Raw genomic sequence first — 19,706 nt, 5'->3', positions numbered from 1 at the left:
CTCCTCACCGCGACCGGAGACTGGTCCAGACCAGCCGAGTCCCCCACCATGGCACGCGCGGTCACCGACGGGCAGGGGGTGGCCACGGGCCGCCACAGAGCCGCGGGCGGCTCCCGGCGTGACAATGGTGGTGCGAAATACGCCTGCCGTTGCGGAGAGGCGGGACAGGGATGCCGTACACAACAGTCACCGCGCTGAGCCACCCGGGGCTCGTACGCGATCAGAACGAGGACAGTCTGGCCGTGGGCCCGTGGACGCTGTGCGGGACCACGAGCGAGAACCCGCAGACGCTGGGCTTCCCGCTCGGCAACCCGCTCGTCGTCGCGGTCGCCGACGGCATCGGCGGCCAGCCCGGCGGCGAGGTGGCCAGCGGCATCGTGGCACGGCGCCTGGCCTCGCTCGGGCCCCTGCTGGACAGCGAGCAGGCCGTACGCGACGCGCTCAGCGCCTGCAACCACGCCGTGTACGAGGCCGCCGAACGCGATCCGGAGCTGGCCACCATGGGCACCACGGTCGCGGGAGTGGTGGTCCTCGGCTCCGAACTGCTCGTGTTCAACGTCGGTGACAGCAGAGTGCTCGACGTGAGCCGCCCCGGCACCCCTGGCACGCTCCGCCAGGTGAGCATCGACGACAGCCCGCCGCCCGCACCGGGCCGGCGCACCACGTCGATCGTCACGCAGGCACTCGGCGGCGCACTCCGCTTCAGCGCGGTCACCCCGCACGTCAGCACGGTGCCGCTCGTCGGGGGTGAACGTTTCCTGGTGTGCACCGACGGCCTGACCGACCCCGTGCCCGAGGAGCTCCTCGACGAGCTCCTCACCGCCCACGACGGCGGCCGGGCGGTCTTCGAGCTGTGGAAAGCCGCCATCGACGCCGGCGGCCCCGACAACATCACGCTGGCGCTGGTCACCGTCGTCGACGACGACTAGCGGGCGCCCGCCCGGGGTGCGTCCCCTGCGAAACCAGGGACTGCTGAAGCGATCACGTACGCTCGGCGGATGGCCAAGTATTTTGACGTGCACCCCGAGAACCCCCAGCCGCGCAGCATCAACACCGTGGCCGAAAGCATCCGCTCCGGGGCGCTCATCGCGTATCCGACGGACTCCTGCTTCGCGCTGGGATGCCAGCTGGGCAACCGCGACGGCCTGGACCGGATCCGCAAGATCCGCAACCTCGACGACCGCCACCACTTCACCCTGGTCTGCGAGAACTTCGCGCAGCTGGGCCAGTTCGTGCACGTCGACAACGACGTGTTCCGTGCGATCAAAGCGGCGACGCCCGGCAGCTACACCTTCATCCTGCCCGCGACGAAGGAGGTGCCGCGCCAGCTCCTGCACCCCAAGAAGAAGACCGTCGGAGTCCGCATCCCCGACCATGTCGTCACGCAGGCGCTGCTCAGCGAGCTCGGTGAGCCGCTGCTCTCCAGCACCCTGCTCCTGCCCGACGAGGAGGAACCGCTGACGCAGGGCTGGGAGATCAAGGAGCGGCTCGACCACCAGGTGGACGCCGTCCTCGACTCCGGCGACTGCGGCACGAGCCCGACCACCGTCATCGACTTCTCCGGCGGCGAGGCCGAGATCGTGCGCCGCGGCGCGGGCGACACGTCGCGGTTCGAGTAGCCGTCCGGGTCAGCCGGTCAGGCCGGTGACCCGCATCGTGATGTTCAGGCGGCCCGAGGTCAGGCCGGTCGCGGGGTCCCCGGTGCCCTCGTGGACCTTGGGCACGCCGTGGAAGATGTACCGCGAGGGCCCGCCGAAGACGAACAGGTCGCCCGAAGCCAGCTCGATGTCGGTGTAGGGCTTGGTGCGGGTCTCGGTGTTGCCGACGCGGAAGACGCAGGTGTCGCCGATGGACAGGGACACCACCGGGGCCGACGACCGCTCGTCCTTGTCCTGGTGCATGCCCATTTTGGCCTGCCCGTCATAGAAGTTGATCAGGGCCGTGTCCGGCGTGTAGTCGGTCGCGGCCGACACGTCTCCGTACGCCTCTGCCAGCGCCCTGCGGCCCAGTTCGACCATCCACTGCGGGAACGCGGCGACCTGCCGGCCGTTCACGTCACCGGCGGTGCGGGTGTACCGGTAGGGCTTCCAGTGCCAGCCCACGCACACCGTCTGCACGGACATGACCCCGCCGCGCGGCAGCTCGGTGTGCCGGATCGGCACCGGACCGGTCGCCCAGCCGCGGCACGCCGTGACGAGTTCGCGCTGCTGCTCCGGGGTGAGCCACTGCGGCACGTGCACCGCGCCGGGGGCGATCTCCGTGGTGGGGCGGGGGATCAGGGCGCTCACGCGGTCTCCTCGGCGGGCGGGTGGACGGTGACCCAGCCGTGGCGTACGTCCCAGGTGGCGCCGTCGGCGGTGGCGCCGCGCAGGCCGTGCAGCACATCGGCTCCGGCGAGCGCGGGGACGCGGGAGTCCTGGAGGGAGGCGAAGGCGTAGCTGCGGGCCGGATCCCAGGCGGTGGAGTGGCGCAGGCGGCGGGCCAGCTGGGCGAGGCCGAGCGGTGCCGCGGCCAGGACCCAGGCGTCGGGGAGCTCCGCGGTCAGGCGGTGCGCGGGGCGCAGCCAGGACGCGGCCGTCTCGGGCCAGCTCACCGTGGTGAGGATCGTGCCGCCGCGGGCCGTCCAGGCATCGGCGAAGGCTTCGGCGGCGGCGCGGGAGGCGGTGTCGCGGCTGTGGCCGACGGTGACGGTCCCGATGCGCGCCTTCGGCCGCGCCAACAGGCCGATGAGGGCGGCGAGTTCGGCTTCGGTGTGCGCGGCGGGTGCTGGCAGGTCGGCGTGGGCGGCGAGATCGGCGGCGCCGATCAGGGGCGAGCGGGAGGTCTCCCGGTCCTTCAGGATGCTCATGGTGTGCCGGTGCTTTCTGGGTCTGCTTTCCAGCGAGCGTACTGAGCTGGCATGCAGACCGCACGGGGGCGGGGTTCACGCCGCGTCGTGGAAGACCAGGCCCAGCGTGCGGCGCCGCCCCGAGCGGACGGTGCTCACGCCGTGCCGCATCGGTCCGGTCGACCAGCCGCGCCGGGAGGCGACGGGCCGGTCGCGGGTGGTGAAGATGAGCCCGTGGCCCTGCGGCAGGGTGGTGGACGAACCGCGCGACTGGGCGCGGGGGCGCTGCTCGGTCATGATGAACTCGCCCCCGGTGAAGTCGGCTCCCGGAGCGTCGAGACCGATGACGACCTGGAGCGGGAAGAGCATGTCGCCGAAGACGTCGCGGTGCAGGGCGTTCCAGTCGCCGGGGCCGTAGCGCAGGAGGATCTGTGCGGACTTGGCCTGCCCGGCGGCGTGACACATGGCCACCCACTCCCCCAGGGTTTCGGGCCAGGGGGCGGGCTTGCCGAGCTTCGCCGCCCAGTCGCGGGCGACGGGCAGCAGCCGGGGGTAGAAGGCCTCGCGCAACTCCCGTACGACGTCCGGCAGTTCATGGGTGAAGTAGCGGTACTGGCCGGAGCCGAAGCGGTAGCGGGCCATGTCGACGGTCGAGCGGAAGTGGTCGGTCTCGTCGTACAGGGCGGCGATGTCACGGCATGCTCCGGGAGTCAGGAGCCGGTCGGTGAGGGCGTGGCCGTGCTCGTTCAGCTCGGCGGTCAGCGCGTCCCAGTCCCCGGCGGCGACGCGTTCGCCCGCGCGGGCGTCCGCCGGGCGCATGGTCTCGATCATGTCAGGGGCCCTTCGTGGTCGTGCGGGTAGGGCGGGGCGGGCGTCGCGCGGCTCGGATGCCGCGCGTGCCCGACGAGGGCGGGTCAGACGAGGGTGGGCTGCAGGGCGCCTTCGTGCGTGAGGAGCCGGACCTTGCGCTCCACGCCGCCCGCGTAGCCGCGCATGGAACCGTCCGCGCCGATCACGCGGTGGCACGGGCGCACCAGGAGCAGCGGGTTCGCGCCGATCGCGGCGCCCAGGGCCTGGATCCGCGCGCGGTCCACGCCGAGCCGTTCGGCCAGTGCGCCGTAGGTGGTCGTCGTGCCGTACGGGATCTCGTCCAGGGAGTGCCAGACACGCCGCTGGAAGTCGGTGCCGCTCGGGGTGAACTCGATGTCGAACGTAGTGAGTTCACCGGCGAAGTAGGCGGCCAGCTGCCGTGCGACCTCCGAGAAGCGCTCGGGGTCACGGGTCCGACCGGTCCGCACGGCCGGGGCGTTCTTCTGTCCGGCCATGGACAGCGACGTCAGCGCGACGCCGTCCCGTGTCGGCTCTCCCACCAACAGCAGTTCGCCGAACGGGCTGGTGACGGTGGTGTGGACGGTCATGGCGACCTCCCTCCTTCCTTGCCTCTCTTTGCCTCTCCTTGCTTTCTTCCGCTTCAACGGTGCGGCGTCGCGACCATCGATGCTGGCGGGATTCGGACGTCACGCTGCGGGTCGGGCCTGCGCTCCTGCCGACGCGTCATGCCGACTCCGACCAGGACGACCGCCATGCCCGCCGCCACCCGGAAGCTGAAGGCCTCGTCGAGCACGATGGCGCCAAGCGCCACGGAGACCACCGGCAGCAGATACCCGACGGTCGCCGCGTTGGTCGCGCCCTCGTCCGCGATGATCCGGTAGGTGAGGTGGAAGGTGACGCCGGTGGCGAAGATGCCCAGGATGACGACGGCGAGCAGTGTCGTGTGATCCACGTGGATCGTCTCCAGGCCGCCCACCGGCAGGGCGAGCGCCGTCAGGCCCGTGGCCGCCATGAGCTGGGCCGCGGAGAGGGAGAGGGTGGGCATGCCCTTGCCGACGAGGTGATGCCCCATGTACGCGAAGCCGACGGCGTAGCTCGCCGCCGCGCCCACGATCGCGAGGGCGCCCCAACTCGTCAGCCCCGACTGCTGCCACGGGGCGAAGATCAGCGACGTACCCGCGAATCCGAGCAGGAGCCCGGCGAGGCGGACGGGGCGCAGCCCCCGCTCCGTGCCGATGGCGAGGCCGATGAGCACGGACCACAGCGGTGTCGTCGCGTTCAGGGCGCCCGCCACCCCGGAGTCGACCGTCTGCTGCCCGATGCTGAACAGGCCGAAGGGCAGGGCGTTGCAGAAGAAGGCGGCGACGAAGATGTGCTTCCACGTGGCGAGGCCCGCGGGAAGACGGCCGCGCGTGCCGAAGAGCAGGACCGTGAGGGTCGCCGCGCCCAGCGTGCAGCGCAGGAGCGTGACCTGCACGGGAGACAGGCCCTCCAGGGCCAGTTTGATCCAGAGGAAGGTGGAGCCCCAGAGCAGGGCGAGCACGCCCACCCTTGCCGCTGCCCATGTTCTTCCGGGGACGCCGTTCACTGTTGACCTCCTTGTCCGGGCCGTCGTCATCCGGTGTCCTCCGGCCGCTGCCAGTGAACGATGCCGCCGCCGACATGAAAGGACAAGCAACAAGTTTTGAAGTTTCGTTAAGCTCAGCTACATCCGCAACGCGCGCTCCCGCACCGCCCGCAGCCTCCCTTAGGGTGGGAGGCAGGCCGTGACTGGCGCTGAGGTGGAGTACCACCGGGGAGCGGCCTGACATCGTGTCGATGCCGCGCGCCTGGGCAACTTCCCCCTGAAGCAGCCCAGGAGTGGCACATGCCCCAGACGCAGACAGCTCGCCTGATGGACGGCACCGGCCTCGCCCGCCGCATCGTCGAAGCCACCTCGGCCACCGCCGCGGACATCCGCCGCCGCACCGGCTCGTCCCCCTGCCTGGCGACCGTCCTGGTCGGCGAGGACCCCGCCTCGGTGACGTACGTGCGCATGAAGCGCGCCCGCTGCGAGAAGGCGGGCATCGAGTCGCGGCACGTGGCCCTGCCCGCCTCGGTCTCCACCGCCGAGCTGGTCGCGACGATCACCGAACTCTCCGAGGACCCGACCGTGCACGGCATCCTGCTGCAGCACCCGGTGGGGCCCCACATCGACGAGCGCGCCGCCTTCGAGGCGATCGCGCCGGCCAAGGACGTGGACGGGGTCACCATGCACTCGTTCGCGGCGATGGGCTTCGGCCTGCCCGGTTTCGTCTCCTGCACGCCCGGCGGCATCATGCGCCTGCTCGAGGAGTACGACGTCGACCTGACCGGCAAGCACGCCGTCGTGGTGGGCCGCAGCGCCATCCTCGGCAAGCCCGCGGGCATGCTGCTCCTGGGCAGGGACGCGACGGTGACGTACTGCCACTCGCGCACCGTCGACCTGCCCTCGATCGTGCGGCAGGCCGATGTCCTGATCGCCGCGGTCGGCAAGCCGCGCTTCATCGCCGGCGCCGACATCAAGCCCGGCGCCGTGGTGATCGACGCGGGCTACAACGCGGGCAATGTCGGCGACGTCGACTTCGACACCGCCCGGGAGCGCGCGAGCCTGATCACCCCCGTCCCCGGCGGCGTCGGTCCGATGACCATCGCCGTGCTGCTCGCCCAGACGGTCGAGGCGGCGACGCTCCAGCTCGGCCTGGACTGAGCGCGGTCACCGCCCCCGGCAACGGGCCGCGCATCAGGACCGCCGCAGGACACTGACCCCGTTCGCCGTCACGATCGCCGCGATGGCCAGCCACTCCACCCAGCCGAGGGACTGGCCGAGGACCACCATGCCCACCAGCGCCGCGAGGACCGGGTTGACGCTCATGAAGATCCCGAAGAAGCGGGCGTCGACCCGGCGCAGGGCCAGCAGGTCGGCGAGGAACGGGACGGCGGAGGAGAGGATGCCCGCGGCAGCCGCGCAGCCCAGGGCGCCGGCTGTCGGCGGATGGTGGGCGAACACCGCGATGCCGACCGGCAGATAGAGCAGCCCGGAGATCCCCGCGGCGGCGGCCGATCCCTCGACGCCGGGGAGGCGGGCGCCGACCGTGCGGTTGAGCAGAATGTACGAGGCCCAGCAGGCCGCGGCGAGCAGCCCGAGCGCGATGCCGGCGTAGTCCGTGCTGGGCTGCGGACGGGCCAGCGCCACCACCGCCGCCCCCGCGACGACCGCGCAGCCCAGGTCCACCGCACGGCGGGACGCGGCAAGGGCGACCGACAGCGGGCCCAGGAACTCCAGGGTCACCGCGAGGCCGAGGCCCACGCGGTCGATCGCCGTGTACAGGGAGAGGTTCATGGTGGCGAAGACCGCCGCCAGGCACAGCAGCGGCCACCACTGGCGCCACGTGAAGGCGCGCACCTTGGGCCTGCCCACCGCGAGGAGCACGACTCCGGCGACCCACTGCCGCACGGCCACCACACCGGCCGGGCCGATGGCGCCGAACGCCAACGCCCCCGTGGCGGCGCCGACTTGATTGGAAAGTCCGCTGCCGAACATCATCGCCATGCCCGGCAGGCGGCCCCGTGAACTCTCCGCCGGACCGCCGCCCGGACCGGCCGGGCTGCCCGGAACTGCTGGGCCGCCCGGAACGACGACGGGTGCGCCTTGGCTCTGAGACGTTCGCATGTACCGCAGGATGCGCCACCCGCGCGCATACGAAAAATGCATGCGCACGCCGATCCATACGCTCTGGTTATCCATACGCTCCGCGCATCCATAGACTGCGGCCATGGAACTGGAACTGCGGCATCTGCGCTGCCTGGTAGCCATCGTCGACACCGGCGGCTTCACCGATGCCGCCGCCGAGTTGGGCGTCTCGCAGGCAGCCGTCTCCCGGACCCTCGGCGGCCTCGAGGAGGTGCTCGGGGTGCGGCTGCTGCACCGCACCAGCCGCAGCGTCACCCCCACGACCGCGGGCGTGCAGGTCCTCGCGCGGGCCCGGCATCTGCTCGCGGAGGCCGACGACCTCATCCGCGAGGCGACCACCGGACACACCCGGCTGCGCATCGGCCACGCCTGGTCGGCGATGGGCCGCCACACGGCGGAGTTCCAGCGCCGCTGGGCCGCCGGACATCCCGACGTCGAGCTGTACCTGATCCGGACGAACTCCGCGACGGGCGGCCTCGCCGAGGGCCTGTGCGATCTCGCCGTCGTCCGCACCTCCTTCAACGAGGCGCGTTTCGCCAGCGCCGTCGTCGGTCACGAACGCCGATTCTGCGCCCTGGCGAGCGACGATCCATGGGCCAGGCGGCGCTCCGTCCCCCTGGCCGACATACGGGACCGGACGCTCCTGATCGACCGGCGCACCGGCACCACCACCGCCGAGTTGTGGCCCGAGGAGGCCCGCCCTCCGATGGAGTACACCCAGGACATCGACGACTGGCTGGCCATCATCGCCTCGGGCCGCTGTGTCGGGCTCACTCCGGAGAGCACCGCCAACCAGTACCGCCGCGACGGCGTCGTGTTCCGCCCGCTGCGCGACGCCGAACCGATCGCCGTGCACCTCATCTGGCGCCGCCACGACCCGCACCCCATGACGCACGCCGCGGTGGCACTCCTGTCCGATCTCTACCGGCCGTGAGGCCCTCGCAACCCTCCGCGACCTGCACCGACTCCGGTCCCAACAACCCATGCCCAAGGTGATGTTGCTGTGGCAGACTGCGGCTCCCAAGCGTCTCTCGCAGCAGCAACGGAGTACGTCATGACCGCAGGTGCGCCCAGGCCGACGATCGACACCACCAACCCGCATCCCGCGCGTGTCTATGACTGGCTGCTCGGCGGCAAGGACAACTACCCCGTGGACGAGGCGGTGGGCGAGAAGCTGCCGCCCGAGGCCAAGGACGCCGCGCGGCAGAACCGCGCGTTCATGAACCGCGCGACCGCCTGGCTCGCCTCCCAGGGCATGGACCAGTTCCTCGACATCGGCACCGGCATCCCCACCGAGCCGAATCTGCACCAGATCGTCCAGGAGATCGTGCCGTCGGCACGGGTCGTCTACACCGACAACGACCCGATCGTGCTGCGCCATGCCGAGGCCCTGCTCGTCAGCCGCCCCGAGGGGATGACCGACTACATCCAGGCGGATGTCCGCGAGCCCCTCGAGATCCTCGATCACGCCCGCGGCCTGCTGAACTTCGACCGCCCGATCGCCCTCTCGCTGATCGCGCTCATGCACTTCCTGCCGGACGACCAGGACCCGTACGGCATCGTGAACACGCTGGTCGACGCCCTGCCGTCGGGCAGCCACCTGGTGCTCTCGCACGCCTCGTCCGACATCTTCCCGGAGCTCTCCGCGCAGGTCACCGCGGAGTACGCGAAGGGCGGCATCAAGCTCGGCTTCCGCGACCGCGCCGAGGTCAGCCGCTTCTTCGACGGGCTGGACATCGTGGAGCCGGGCCTGGTGACGGCCCCGGAGTGGTTCCGGGACAGCGCGCAGCCGGAGGCGGAAGGCAGCGGGATCTACGCCGCGGTGGCGCGCAAGCCCTGACGCCCCGACAGGGACCAGGACGCCCGGGCGCCTCAGCCGTCGCCCGGGCCGTCGGCCGCTGCCGCTTCACTGCGCTCATTGGCACGGTCGATCTCCACCATGTGCTCTTCGGCCCACGCCCTGACCGCGGCGAGCGGTCCTTCCAGGGAAAGGCCGAGGGCGGTCAGGCGGTAGTGCACGCGCGGCGGCACGGTCGGCTCCACCCGGCGTGCGACCAGGCCGTCGCGCGTCATGCCCTGCAGGGTCGTGGAGAGCATCTTCTGCGAGACGCCCGGTATACGGCGGCGCAGCTCGGCGAAGCGCACCTCGTCCGGTTCGGCCTCGGCGAGGACCTTGACCGCCATCGACGTCCACTTCGTACCGATGCGGTCGAGCAGCCGTCGCGTCGGGCAGTCGGGATCGAAGAGATCACCGCGCCGCCCGGTCTCGGCGGAGTACGGCCTCGCCTTGGGAGGGGTGGAAGGGGCGGTCACCTCGGGCTCACCACCTGTCGGGAAAGTGCGTTCTTGGCAGGGCCGGGCGGGTTACCTAGCCTCAGATGGTCACCAATGGTAACCACCTCGGAGCTTCACCATGCCCCTCCCCCCGGCCGATTCCACCGCCCCCGGCGTCTCCCTGCGGCAGATCACCACCAACGGCATCACGGTCAACGTGGCGATCTCCGGCACCGGCCCCGCCGTCCTGCTGCTCCACGGCTTCCCCCACACCTGGCAGCTGTGGAGCGAGGTCATGCCCCGGCTCGCCCAGCGACACCGCGTCATCGCCCCGGACCTGCGCGGCCTCGGCGCCAGCAGCCGGGCGGCCGACGGCTATGACGCGGACAACCTCGCGACCGACGCCGAGGGGATCCTCGACGCGCTCGGGGAGCGGAGCGCGGCGGTCGTCGGCATCGACGCGGGCACACCGCCCGCCTTCCTTCTCGCACTGCGCCGCCCCGACCTCGTACGACGGCTCGTCGTCATGGAGTCACTCCTGGGACCCCTGCCCGGCGCGGAGGACTTCCTGGCCGGAGGGCCGCCGTGGTGGTTCGGCTTCCACTCGGTGCCGGGGCTCGCCGAGAACGTCCTGGCCGGGCACGAGGCCGAGTACATCGACTGGTTCCTGGACACCGGCACGCACGGCCGTGGCATCCCGGACCGCGTACGGGACGCCTTCCTCGCCGCCTACACCGGCCACGAGGCCCTGCGGTCCGCCTTCTCGCACTACCGGACCATGCCCGCAAGCGGGCGGCAGATCCAGGACGCCACCGCACACGCCCGGCTGACCATGCCCACGATGACGATCGGCTCCCACCCCGTCGGAGCGGCCCTCGAACGGCAGGTGCGTCCCCTCGCCGACGAACTGACGGGTCATCTCATCCGGGACTGCGGCCACATCATCCCGCTCGACCGTCCCGGAGCCCTGCTCGACGTGCTCGGCCCGTTCCTCGCCGCCGACCTCCCCGGCCGGGAGGGCTAGTTGCCGGCGAACATGTCGAGCAGGCCCTGCGGCGAGTCGGCCCGGAAGATGCGGACCAGGCTGTCGGCGGACTCGGCGGCGGCGTTCTCGCCGCGCGGGAACAGCGCCTCTTCGTAGGCGGCGAGCGCGGCTTCGGTGTCGCCGGGGTGGGCGGCGATGGCACCGGCGAGTTCGGAGCCGTCGAACATGGCGAGGTTGGCGCCCTCCCCCGCGAAGGGGGACATGAGGTGGGCCGCGTCGCCGAGCAGCGTGACGCCCGGGACACGGTCCCAGCGGTGGCCGACCGGCAGGGTGTGGATGCGGCGCGGGGTCAGCGCGCCGTCGGCGTCGGCGACCAGCGCCTGAAGGCTTTTGTCCCAGTCGGCGAAGTGCTCCAGTACGGCGGCCTTGGCGAGCTCCGTGGCCGTGAAGTCGATGCCGGAGATCCAGTCCTCCGGGACCTGGAGGGCGGTGTAGATGTGCAGGCTGCCGTCGATCTCGCGGTGGGCGAGGAATCCCTTGCCCTCGCCGAGCGCGAAGAACATGCCGCCGCCCACGACGGCGGCGCTGTCGGGGTGACGGGCATCGGCGTCGAGGAGGTCCGCCTCGACGAAGGAGATGCCGGAGTAGGAGGGTGTGGCCTGCGAGACCAGGGGGCGGATCCGCGACCAGGCGCCGTCCGCGCCGATCAGCAGGTCGGTGGTGAAGGCGGAACCGTCGGCGAGGGTGACCTCGTGCCGGCCCCCGCCGAGCGGACGTGCCCCGGTGACCTTCGCGCCCCAGTGCACGGCGCTCTCGGGCAGCGATCCGAGCAGGAGGTCGCGCAGCTGGCCGCGCTCGACCTCGGGGCGGCCGCCGTCGCCGTCGTCGGCCTCCTCCATGCGGACCACGGCGTCCTTGTCCAGGACGCGCATGGCCTCGCCGCCGGGGTGGATGAGCGCGCGGAACTCCTCGTACAGATCGGCGGCGCGCAGGGCGGCCTGCCCGGACTCCTCGTGGATGTCGAGCATGCCGCCCTGTCCTCGGGCGGCCGGTGAGGCCTCCAGGTCGTACAGGGCGGCTTCGATGCCGTTGACGTGCAGGACGCGGGCGAGGGTGAGGCCGCCGAGGCCCGCGCCGGCGATGGCGACGGGGTGATGGGGGTGGCGTGTGGTCATGGTGGTGCTCCTTGCGTGGCTTGCGCGGTGAGGGGGGCGGCGGGGGCGGCAGCGCTCAGATCCGGTTGCCGTCGTCCGGTACGGGCGTGTGCAGGATTCCGTTGATCAGCGTGCGGAAGCCCCAGGAGATGCGGGCCTCCGGCCGACCGGACAGGAGTTGCGCGGCAAGTCCGGCGACGTGCGGGTGGGTCTCTTCGGACGCGCCCCGCAGCGCCTTGGCGACCGCGTCCCACTCCCCCTGCGCGACTTCGGCGTCCCTGTCGCCCGGCGCATGCTCGGCGGCGGTCGCGGTGGCGTACTGCAACAGCAGGTCGACGCCCCAGGCGGCCTGCCCCGGCGGAACCCCGCCCTCGTCCAGCAGGGCGAGCAGCGTCTCGATGAGCCGCAGGTAGTGCTCGCCGCGCGGCCGGGCCACGAGCGCGGCCTTGGCGAGACCGCGGTGCCGGAAGAGCACCGCGGTGTAGGAGGTGAGCACCTGCTCCAGGCGCTCGCGCCACTCGCCGTCGGCCGGCGCCGCCTCCACCCCGCCGAGCAGCTCGTCCAGGATCGCCGCGTGCAGCTCGGCGGTGTTGCGGACGTAGACGTAGAGGGAGGCGGGCCCGGTGTCGAGCTCCTGGGCGAGGCGGCGCATGGTCACCTTGCCCAGGCCGTCGGCGCGCATGATCTCCACGGCGGCGGCCACGATCCCGGCCCGTGTCAGGGCCGGCTTCGCCGGGCGCTCCCGGCGGCTGCGCGGGGCATGCAGGGCATCGGAGTGAGCTGTCATACGACCACTGTAACGAACATGTTCGTTACGTGCACGTTCGGAACGAACATGTTCGTCGCCGCAGCGCGAGCGGAGCCCGCACTTCCGCGCCGCGGCGGCATTCGCGCACTCAGGAGCTTGATTGGCGATCAGCGGAGGCGGGCATCACCGTGGGGCAGGATCGACCACGCAAGAGATACGCCGGGGGCGCGGTGAGCTGAATCCGTCGCGAGCACACCGGTCGTCCCAGGGGAGGGAAGTGAGTCGCCATGCGTGCGCACCAGCGCGCCCATCGGCACGTCGCCCGCGTTGAGTACGCACTGCCGCAGGAAGCCGCATCGGCCGGCCGGGCGCGGAGGTTGACCTCCGCGTTCCTGACCCGGTCCCGCAGGCACCTGACGGAAGTGGATGCCGAACGGGTGGACGATGCCACGCTGATCGTGTCCGAACTCGTCACCAACGCCACCCAGCACGGCCGCAGCTCCTGCCGCCTGCGCCTCGAAGTGTCCGACGATCACGTGACCGTCGAGGTCCACGACGCCAGCCCCGTCGGCCCGCGGGTGCTGGCGCCAAGCACCGAGCGGGACAGCGGCCGGGGCCTGGCGATGGTGCGGCACCTCGCCGCGCGCCTCGAAGTCGTCGGCAGCGGCCGGCGCGGCAAGGCCGTCCGTGCGGTGCTCGCCCTGCGACACCGGGAGCCCCGGCCCCGGCCCCGGCCGCTGCAACGTCCTCGCAACCTTGTCCGCAGTTGACTGGGCCTCCGTCTCGACGAGGAGCGGCTGCCCATGACCGACACCCCGCGCGTGGAGCTGACCCCCGCCGCCGCCGATCTGGTGCGGCGGCTGAGGGAGGCCCACGGGCCGCTGATGTTCCATCAGTCCGGCGGCTGCTGTGACGGCAGCGCCCCCATGTGTTACCCCGAGGGCGAGTTCCGCACCGGCGACTCCGATGTACGCCTGGCCTCGCTGGCCGTGGCAGGAGTGGCCGAACCGGTCACCTTCTGGATGTCCAAGAGCCAGTACGACGTATGGAGTCACACCCGGTTGATCGTCGACGTGGTGCCGGGCCGCGGAAGCGGATTCTCGCTCGAAGCCCCGGAAGGCGTTCGATTCCTCATCCGTTCCCGGTTGGTGGGCACCTAGAGGGCTTCTGACCACCCGCTCGCCACCCGCCCTGCACCCGTCCGGCGCTGCCCTCTGGTGCACGATCTGACCGGCCATCACACTGAGGCAGTTGGTGGGCCGGACAGATGTCAGGGGGCACGGTGGCGACACGACGCAAGCACATCCCAAGACGGTTCAGATCGGCGAGAGCGGCGCTCTCGGTATTGACGGCATTCGGCACGCTGGCCGGTGCGGCTCTGATGGGAGCGGCACCGGCCGGCGGCGTGGAGGGACCCCGGAAGACGGCCGAGTCGCAGATCGCGCCGGGCGTGAAGTACTGGCACTTCGACATCCCGGCGTCCCACGGCACGACCCGCGCGCACGTGCTCGACGTCGACCTGCGCGACGCGCGCACCGCCGTCGGCCTGCTCTATCCGGGTGAAGTGGGCGCCCGTTCCGCCGTATCCGCTCTCGCGGACGGCGCGGGGGCGGTCGGCGGGATCAACGGCGACTTCTTCAACATCTCCGAGACACAGCATCCGGGTGTCGAGGCCACCGGCGCGCCCGTCGGCCCGGCGGTCGCACGAGGCCGCGCCCTGAAGGGGGCGGTGCCGGGCGGCCAGCGCTTCGGTCCGGCCATGCCTCCTGGCGTGACCACCGAGGCCGTGCTGGGCGTGGGCTTCGACGGCCGGGCCCGTATGGACAGCCTGCGTCTCGAAGGCCAAGTACGCGTCGGCCAAACCCGTCTGCCGCTCGGCGGACTCAATCAGTACGCCCTTCCGGTGGGTTCCGTCGGCGCGTTCACCAGCGACTGGGGCCGCACCTCACGGGTGCGCTCCACCTGCGGCACCGACACCAACCGCGGCGCCCCCTGCAGCACGGACACACATGAGGTGACGGTGCGCGGCGGCCGTGTCGTGGAGTCCGCGGGCACACCCGGCAGCGGTCCGGTGGCCGCAGGCAGCACGGTCCTCGTGGGACGCGAGGCGGGCGCCCAGGAGTTGCGCAAGCTCTCGATCGGCGACCGGGTGCACGTCTGGCACCGCCTGGTGCCCGTCGAATCGCACACGCCGTTCCGCTTCGCGCTCGGCGGTTATCCGGTCCTGCGCGGCGGAGCCCCGCTGCCCGGACTCGACCCCGTCACCTCCGCCGTGCGCACGGCGGCGGGTATTTCCGACGACGGCCGTCGTCTCCTGCTCCTGTCCCTCGACGGCTCCCCCGAATTCCGTACGGGGCTGACCATCGCCGAAGTGGCCGACACCCTGCGCGGGTTGGGCGCCAGGGACGGCTTCAGCCTGGACGGCGGCGGTTCCTCCACCCTGGTCTCGTCCGCCACCCTGGTCGCGAGGGCGCCGGGCGCGGAGGCCGTCACCGTACGCAACAATCCCAGCGGCGGCGCGGAACGCCCGGTCGCCAACGGCATCGGCGTGTTCTCACGCGGCTAGTCGGCGGCGGGGCGCGAACGCGGTTGCGGGTTCCCGACAAGTAGGGGGTGAGACCGCCGACCGGCGGTACGGATACGGAGGTCCCGTGACCACGGACCTGGACGACGAGGAGCTGCTGGCCCGCACCGCGCGGGATCCGGCGGCCTTCGAACCGCTGGTGGTACGCCACTCGGCGGCTCTCCACGGCTACTTCGCGAGGCGGGCACCCGCTGCCGCCGACGATCTGCTCGCCGAGCTGTGGCTGCAGGCGTACGCGGCCCGGCGCGGCTTCGACGCGGCCCGCGGCCCCGCACGGGCCTGGCTGTTCGGCGTGGCACGCAACGTCCTGTCGGCGCACTGGCGGCGGCTCGCGCAGCAACGGCCGGGACCGCCCGGCGGGGGCGACGACGACCCGTGGGAGGCGGTGGACGCGCGGCTCGACGCGGCCCTGGTGGCCCCACGGCTGCGTGAGCTCCTTGCCGGACTCCCGCCGGAAGAGCGGGAGTTGCTGCTCCTGGTCGCCTGGGAGCAGCTCACGCCCGGCGAAGCCGCCGCGGCGGTCGGCATCCCCGCGGGGACGGCCCGCTCGCGGCTGCACCGCGCCCGTACCCGGCTGCGCGCGAGCGCGCCCCTGAAGCTGACTGGAGAACCGTCATGAACGAACGCGCTGACCTGCTCGACTTTCCCGGCGCCGATGACCTGATCGCGGCGGGTGACGTGGCACCGCCCGCAGCCGGGGCGGTGGCGGCGGCGCAGGCCGCCGTGGCGGACGCCGCGCGCCGCGATGCGACCGTGGTCCCCCTGCGCGGCCGTGCGGTTCCGCGCCGCCGCAGGCTCCTGGTCGCCGCGGCGGCGGTGGCCGCGATCGCCGCGGGCGCCGTCGCCTATCCGGTCCTCGACCTGGGCGGCGAGCCGGCGGCCACCGCGTCGGCGGCGCAGTTCCTGGACGACATGGCGACCGTCGCGGCGGGATCCCCGGCCGCTGCCGCGTCCCCGTACTGGAAGGTCCGTATGGAGACGGTGAACCAGGACGACGGGAATGCGACGACGACCACCTACTTCGACCGGGCGGGCCGCATCTGGACGGTGGATGCGAACGGCACGGTCCACGCGCCGGGCAAGGGGAGCAAGACCAAGAAGTGGTCCGTGGGCAGCAAGTGGCTGACCTGGCCCGCGCTCGACAAGCTGCCCACGGGCCAGAAGGCGCTCACCGCGCTCTTGCCGAGGGACGGCGAGAGCCGCCGCCACCAGGTGACGGCCCTGCTGGAGGACTCGCCCGCGAGCCCCGAACTGCGTGCCACCCTCTTCCGGATCCTCGCGGACACCCCCGGCGTGAAGCTGATCGGTGATGTCGAGGACAGCAAGGGGCGCCCGGGTGTCGCCTTCGAGATCAGGTGGTCCACCATCGGGTTCTCGACCGGCCCCGGCAAGGACGTGAAGTACCGGATGACGGACCGCTACATCGTCGACCCGGACACCGGCCTCCTCCTGGAGACGACCCACGAGAACCACGGCAAGAACGGCTCGGCGGACCGCTACACCTGGCTGGAGGTGGGTCCGGCCGACCGCGTCGGCTGAACCCCGTGCGGGCGGGACGCGCTCACTCGGTGTCCCGCACCGCCACCAGGCCGTTGAACACGCCCACGTACGCGGTGCCGTCCGGCCCCAGGGTGACCGGCGCCCAGTTGTTGTCGTAGGCGATGCCCGTGCCGGCGAGGCGCTTCCACTTGGTCTCGCCGGTGCGGAAGTCGACGGCCGTCAGGTACCAGGCATCGATGCCGAGGCTGTTGGGCTCCTTCGTGTAGAAGTACAGCAGCCCGGAGGCGGTGGACAGCTTGGGCACGTTCGAGGGGGCGCGGACGTCGCTCTCCCACACGGTGTCGCAGCCGCTGCCGTCCTCGCGTACGTCGATCCTGCTGGCGCCGCCGACGACGCTGCGCCCGAAGGTGAGCGAGGTGATGTTCTCGTAGCCGTAGTTGTTCTCGACGACGAGGCTGTTGCCCCAGGTGATCAGCGAGTTGTCGGTGGTGGACGCGCCGGAGCGGAAGACGGGGACCTTGCAGACGAGGCGCTTGTCGTCGGCGACGTCGTCGCCCCTGCGGTAGACGAGGACGTTCATGCGGTCGTCGGCGTTGTCGGTGATCGCCACGTAGTCGGCGTCGCCCTTGCCGAAGAGGTCGGGGGTGGTGCCCGAACCCTGGTTCACCGAGCCGGGCTTGGTGCCCGTCCCGCGGTCGTAGGTCTGGCGCCAGACGGCCTTCGGGGTGCCGTCGGCCCCGGCCCGGAAGCTGTAGAGGGCGTGGTCGGAGACGATCGACACGCCGTCCTCGGCGACGGAGAAGGAGTTCTGGATCTCCTCGCCTTCGAGGCGGATGGAGCGGATGTCGCCCGACCCGGGGTCCACCGTGCCGACGCGGCCCTGCCGGGTCACCCACCAGATGCGGCCCTCCCAGTCGGGCATCACCGACGTGACCGGGTCACATTCGCCGCTCGGGTAGAGATTTGACCAGGTAACGCAGTCGTGCGGCACGTGCGCCGTCAGATCCCAGTCCTTGTCGACGACGAACCGCCAACTGCCGTCCGCCGTCTGCTCGTGCGCGAGCCGCACGATGTGCTGGCGGGAGTCGGCCAGGACGAGCCGGTCCTCGTTGTCGAGATACGAGTAGGCGCCGCCCGAGGTGTCCTTGAAGATTTTCGAGAAGTCCAGGCGGGTGATGGCCTCGACGGTGGAGGGGCGCTGCGGCAGCTTGTACTCGGCGAGCGTCGCCATCGTCTTGGGGTCGAGCAGCTTGACCAGGAAACCGGTGAACGTGCCGCAGACGGTGACGATGCGTCCGGCCTTGTCGAAGGTGACGGTGGCGCACTCGCCGCCGAGCGCCGCCATCTTCTCGCTGCTGACCTCGGGCTTCTTCCCCAGCGGTCCGTTCCAGGGGTACGTTCCGCTGCCCGCCGCGTCCGCGTGCATCCCGCTGCGGCCGTTGGCCGCGAGGTGGGGGTGCTGGGGCGGCTGTTCGCCGGGCAGCGGGCGGGGTTCGGCGGGTGTGCCGGAGTACTGGTCGACGAGCCGGTGCCCCGGCGCCTTCGGTATGTCGTCAGCCCGGGCGGGAGACGCGAAGGACGCGGCCGAGACCGTGAGCGCGGTCAGGGCGAGGGCACTGCTGAGGGTTCTGCGACGCGGCATGGGCCGAAGCTAGGGCCAGACCCTTGAAGTGTCCATGGAAAGGTGACAGTTGTTCATGAACACGCAATGATCATGCCGGCGTGATCACGGCTGCAAGCCGCTGACGATGTCCGCGGCGGCCGTCACCCCGTTGTGGATGGTCGGCGCCATGCTCGAACTCGCCAGGTAGAAACCGAGCAGCGCACAGACCAGGGCGTGCGAGAACTTCAGCGCGCCGTTGCGCAGAAAGACCACTGCAAGGATCACCAGCAGCAGCACCACAGAGACCGAAATGGCCATGGGGACAACCTCCTCCGCCACGTCCACACCGCGGCTCTGGGCCGAGTGTGGCGCAGCGGAGGGACCGTCCGGGCGACCGGCATGTCCTCCGAACGGGTGTTATGTGCCGGGGCGTTGCTTCGGCCGGAACGCGTCCCGTCCCTGTCCGGGCCGCTTCCCGTCCGGATCCGGGCCGGGGGGCTACTGCCCGTGGGCGTCGAGGAACGCCTCCAGGCCCGCGAGGTCGTCCGTGTTCAAGTGGTCGACTCCGGCGGCCAGGAGCTCGCCCCACACCGCGTCGCGCGCCGGTCCCGCCAGGTCGGGCGTAGCCCAGAAGCGGACGCGCTGCCCGCGCTTGTGGGCGGCCGAGACGATGCCGCGCAGCTTGTCGCGCTCGGCGGCGGGGATCGCGCCCACACCCTGCCAGCTGAAGTTGAGCGTCCAGTTGTCGCTGATCAGCGGGATGAGCGAGGCGGGGGCCGCGCTGCCCAGGTCGGCGAGGCGGCCGTCGTAGAAGGCGCGGCGCACTCGCTGGGCCTCCATCGGCGCGCGGGCCGCCCGGTCGCCGGATATCACCGCCGTCACGGGACCGCGGCGCACCTTGCCGTGCGCGTACGTGGTGAACAGGTGCCGGTAGCGGCGCAGGTGGCGGTCGAGTTCGAGGTACGTCGCCGCGCCCTCGGTCTTGATGTCGATCAGGAGCTGGAAGGGGGTGTGGCGGTAACCCCGGTACACCGAACCGCGGTTGGCACGCACGCGGGCGGCCAGGGGGTCCAGGTAGAGCGATTCGAGGGTCCGGGTGGGGTCGAGGTCGATCGGGTCGTGGGCGACCAGGAGAGCGCGGTCGACGAGGTAGATGTCCGCCTCGACGCTGCCGAAGCGGTGGTCGAGCGCGTCGAACAGGGGCCGGGGGTGCTCGTAGTCGTTGTGCGCGTGGGCACGCACGAGGGGTCGGGGTCGGGGTCTGTGTCCGCGCTCGCTCGCCTCGGCGTACGCGGGGACGGCTGCGGTGCCGGCGAGCGCGGCACCGATGGTGAGGGCTCTACGACGGGTGATGAGTGCCACGGAGACTCCAGAAAAAGGCGGGGGACGCGGGCATGGCCTCAGTGAGTATGAGGCCATGCCCGCGTCAAGAAACCCCCTCGCGACGGGAGTTGGCGCTATCGACGCCCTGCGTTAACTGCGGTAATC

Annotated in this window: 23 protein-coding genes and 1 riboswitch; of the genes, 11 read left to right on the top strand and 12 right to left on the bottom strand. The window is 71.7% G+C overall.

The window, feature by feature from the left end; translation table 11 throughout:
- Window positions 1–170: 170 nt before the first annotated feature.
- Complete coding sequence (locus tag ACWFR3_RS15155; protein ID WP_453735003.1) at window positions 171–929, top strand: PP2C family protein-serine/threonine phosphatase; 759 nt, start codon at window positions 171–173, stop codon at window positions 927–929.
- Between the two features lie 69 nt (window positions 930–998).
- Window positions 999–1,619, top strand: a complete 621-nt coding sequence (locus tag ACWFR3_RS15150) for an L-threonylcarbamoyladenylate synthase (protein WP_453735002.1) — start codon at window positions 999–1,001, stop codon at window positions 1,617–1,619.
- Window positions 1,620–1,628: 9 nt separating this feature from the next.
- Here the strand turns inward: ACWFR3_RS15150 and ACWFR3_RS15145 are convergent, their stop codons facing one another.
- From ACWFR3_RS15145 to ACWFR3_RS15125, 5 genes are all read right to left on the bottom strand, one after another.
- Window positions 1,629–2,288, bottom strand: a complete 660-nt coding sequence (locus tag ACWFR3_RS15145) for an alpha-ketoglutarate-dependent dioxygenase AlkB family protein (RefSeq protein ID WP_453735001.1) — start codon at window positions 2,286–2,288, stop codon at window positions 1,629–1,631.
- Window positions 2,285–2,848 (bottom strand): hypothetical protein, encoded by a 564-nt coding sequence (locus tag ACWFR3_RS15140; RefSeq protein ID WP_453735000.1) that lies wholly within the window; start codon window positions 2,846–2,848, stop codon window positions 2,285–2,287. Before ACWFR3_RS15140 ends, ACWFR3_RS15145 begins: the two co-directional genes overlap by 4 nt.
- A gap of 75 nt (window positions 2,849–2,923) precedes the next feature.
- Window positions 2,924–3,658 carry a 2OG-Fe(II) oxygenase gene (locus ACWFR3_RS15135; protein WP_453734999.1) on the bottom strand — a complete coding sequence of 245 codons (735 nt, stop codon included), beginning with the start codon at window positions 3,656–3,658 and terminating at the stop codon, window positions 2,924–2,926.
- An 83-nt stretch (window positions 3,659–3,741) separates the two neighbouring features.
- Window positions 3,742–4,245 (bottom strand): methylated-DNA--[protein]-cysteine S-methyltransferase, encoded by a 504-nt coding sequence (locus ACWFR3_RS15130; RefSeq protein ID WP_453734998.1) that lies wholly within the window; start codon window positions 4,243–4,245, stop codon window positions 3,742–3,744.
- A 53-nt stretch (window positions 4,246–4,298) separates the two neighbouring features.
- Entirely contained in the window at window positions 4,299–5,246 is a 948-nt protein-coding gene (locus tag ACWFR3_RS15125; protein ID WP_453734997.1) for a DMT family transporter, read from the bottom strand.
- Between the two features lie 168 nt (window positions 5,247–5,414).
- Window positions 5,415–5,500, top strand: a riboswitch (ZMP/ZTP riboswitch).
- Between the two features lie 25 nt (window positions 5,501–5,525).
- On the opposite strand from ACWFR3_RS15125, the gene ACWFR3_RS15120 reads away from it, so the two are divergent.
- The gene (locus tag ACWFR3_RS15120; protein WP_453734996.1) at window positions 5,526–6,386 is read left to right on the top strand and encodes a bifunctional 5,10-methylenetetrahydrofolate dehydrogenase/5,10-methenyltetrahydrofolate cyclohydrolase; all 861 of its coding nucleotides are present in this window, start codon (window positions 5,526–5,528) and stop codon (window positions 6,384–6,386) included.
- Window positions 6,387–6,419: 33 nt separating this feature from the next.
- Here the strand turns inward: ACWFR3_RS15120 and ACWFR3_RS15115 are convergent, their stop codons facing one another.
- Window positions 6,420–7,229, bottom strand: a complete 810-nt coding sequence (locus tag ACWFR3_RS15115) for an EamA family transporter (protein ID WP_453735036.1) — start codon at window positions 7,227–7,229, stop codon at window positions 6,420–6,422.
- A 223-nt stretch (window positions 7,230–7,452) separates the two neighbouring features.
- Here ACWFR3_RS15115 and ACWFR3_RS15110 point away from each other — a divergent pair, with 223 nt between their 5' ends.
- Both ACWFR3_RS15110 and ACWFR3_RS15105 read left to right on the top strand, forming a co-directional pair.
- Entirely contained in the window at window positions 7,453–8,304 is an 852-nt protein-coding gene (locus ACWFR3_RS15110; protein WP_453734995.1) for a LysR family transcriptional regulator, read from the top strand.
- A 120-nt stretch (window positions 8,305–8,424) separates the two neighbouring features.
- Entirely contained in the window at window positions 8,425–9,210 is a 786-nt protein-coding gene (locus ACWFR3_RS15105; protein WP_453734994.1) for an SAM-dependent methyltransferase, read from the top strand.
- Between the two features lie 32 nt (window positions 9,211–9,242).
- On the opposite strand, the gene ACWFR3_RS15100 is transcribed toward ACWFR3_RS15105, so the two are convergent.
- Window positions 9,243–9,683 (bottom strand): winged helix-turn-helix transcriptional regulator, encoded by a 441-nt coding sequence (locus ACWFR3_RS15100; RefSeq protein ID WP_453734993.1) that lies wholly within the window; start codon window positions 9,681–9,683, stop codon window positions 9,243–9,245.
- Window positions 9,684–9,783: 100 nt separating this feature from the next.
- Here ACWFR3_RS15100 and ACWFR3_RS15095 point away from each other — a divergent pair, with 100 nt between their 5' ends.
- The gene (locus ACWFR3_RS15095; protein ID WP_453734992.1) at window positions 9,784–10,668 is read left to right on the top strand and encodes an alpha/beta fold hydrolase; all 885 of its coding nucleotides are present in this window, start codon (window positions 9,784–9,786) and stop codon (window positions 10,666–10,668) included.
- Here ACWFR3_RS15095 and ACWFR3_RS15090 read toward each other — a convergent pair.
- The gene (locus ACWFR3_RS15090; RefSeq protein WP_453734991.1) at window positions 10,665–11,804 is read right to left on the bottom strand and encodes an FAD-dependent oxidoreductase; all 1,140 of its coding nucleotides are present in this window, start codon (window positions 11,802–11,804) and stop codon (window positions 10,665–10,667) included. The genes ACWFR3_RS15095 and ACWFR3_RS15090 overlap by 4 nt on opposite strands.
- Window positions 11,805–11,859: 55 nt before the next feature.
- On the bottom strand, window positions 11,860–12,570 hold the full coding sequence (locus ACWFR3_RS15085; RefSeq protein WP_453734990.1) for a TetR/AcrR family transcriptional regulator: 711 nt from the start codon (window positions 12,568–12,570) through the stop codon (window positions 11,860–11,862).
- 248 nt (window positions 12,571–12,818) lie between these two features.
- Here ACWFR3_RS15085 and ACWFR3_RS15080 point away from each other — a divergent pair, with 248 nt between their 5' ends.
- The 5 genes from ACWFR3_RS15080 (at window position 12,819) to ACWFR3_RS15060 (ending at window position 16,654) form a co-directional block, all read left to right on the top strand.
- A complete protein-coding gene (locus ACWFR3_RS15080) occupies window positions 12,819–13,301 on the top strand; it encodes an ATP-binding protein (protein WP_453734989.1) in 483 nt (160 codons plus the stop codon).
- 33 nt (window positions 13,302–13,334) lie between these two features.
- Window positions 13,335–13,691: a DUF779 domain-containing protein gene (locus ACWFR3_RS15075; protein WP_453734988.1), complete on the top strand. Its 357-nt coding sequence runs from the start codon at window positions 13,335–13,337 to the stop codon at window positions 13,689–13,691.
- Between the two features lie 221 nt (window positions 13,692–13,912).
- The gene (locus ACWFR3_RS15070) at window positions 13,913–15,097 is read left to right on the top strand and encodes a phosphodiester glycosidase family protein (protein ID WP_453734987.1); all 1,185 of its coding nucleotides are present in this window, start codon (window positions 13,913–13,915) and stop codon (window positions 15,095–15,097) included.
- An 85-nt stretch (window positions 15,098–15,182) separates the two neighbouring features.
- Window positions 15,183–15,734 carry an RNA polymerase sigma factor gene (locus ACWFR3_RS15065; protein ID WP_453734986.1) on the top strand — a complete coding sequence of 184 codons (552 nt, stop codon included), beginning with the start codon at window positions 15,183–15,185 and terminating at the stop codon, window positions 15,732–15,734.
- Window positions 15,731–16,654 (top strand): hypothetical protein, encoded by a 924-nt coding sequence (locus ACWFR3_RS15060; protein WP_453734985.1) that lies wholly within the window; start codon window positions 15,731–15,733, stop codon window positions 16,652–16,654. Before ACWFR3_RS15065 ends, ACWFR3_RS15060 begins: the two co-directional genes overlap by 4 nt.
- A gap of 22 nt (window positions 16,655–16,676) precedes the next feature.
- Here ACWFR3_RS15060 and ACWFR3_RS15055 read toward each other — a convergent pair whose 3' ends face one another.
- The 3 genes from ACWFR3_RS15055 to ACWFR3_RS15045 all read right to left on the bottom strand — a co-directional run bounded on the left by ACWFR3_RS15055 (window position 16,677) and on the right by ACWFR3_RS15045 (window position 19,580).
- Entirely contained in the window at window positions 16,677–18,257 is a 1,581-nt protein-coding gene (locus tag ACWFR3_RS15055) for a hypothetical protein (protein ID WP_453734984.1), read from the bottom strand.
- Window positions 18,258–18,341: 84 nt separating this feature from the next.
- Window positions 18,342–18,536, bottom strand: a complete 195-nt coding sequence (locus tag ACWFR3_RS15050; RefSeq protein ID WP_160503040.1) for a hypothetical protein — start codon at window positions 18,534–18,536, stop codon at window positions 18,342–18,344.
- Window positions 18,537–18,716: 180 nt separating this feature from the next.
- Complete coding sequence (locus tag ACWFR3_RS15045) at window positions 18,717–19,580, bottom strand: phosphatidylinositol-specific phospholipase C/glycerophosphodiester phosphodiesterase family protein (protein ID WP_453734983.1); 864 nt, start codon at window positions 19,578–19,580, stop codon at window positions 18,717–18,719.
- Window positions 19,581–19,706 lie beyond the last annotated feature (126 nt).

It is taken from the genome of Streptomyces sp. NPDC055189 (assembly GCF_053606765.1).
This window is presented reverse-complemented; position numbering and strand designations above follow the sequence as displayed.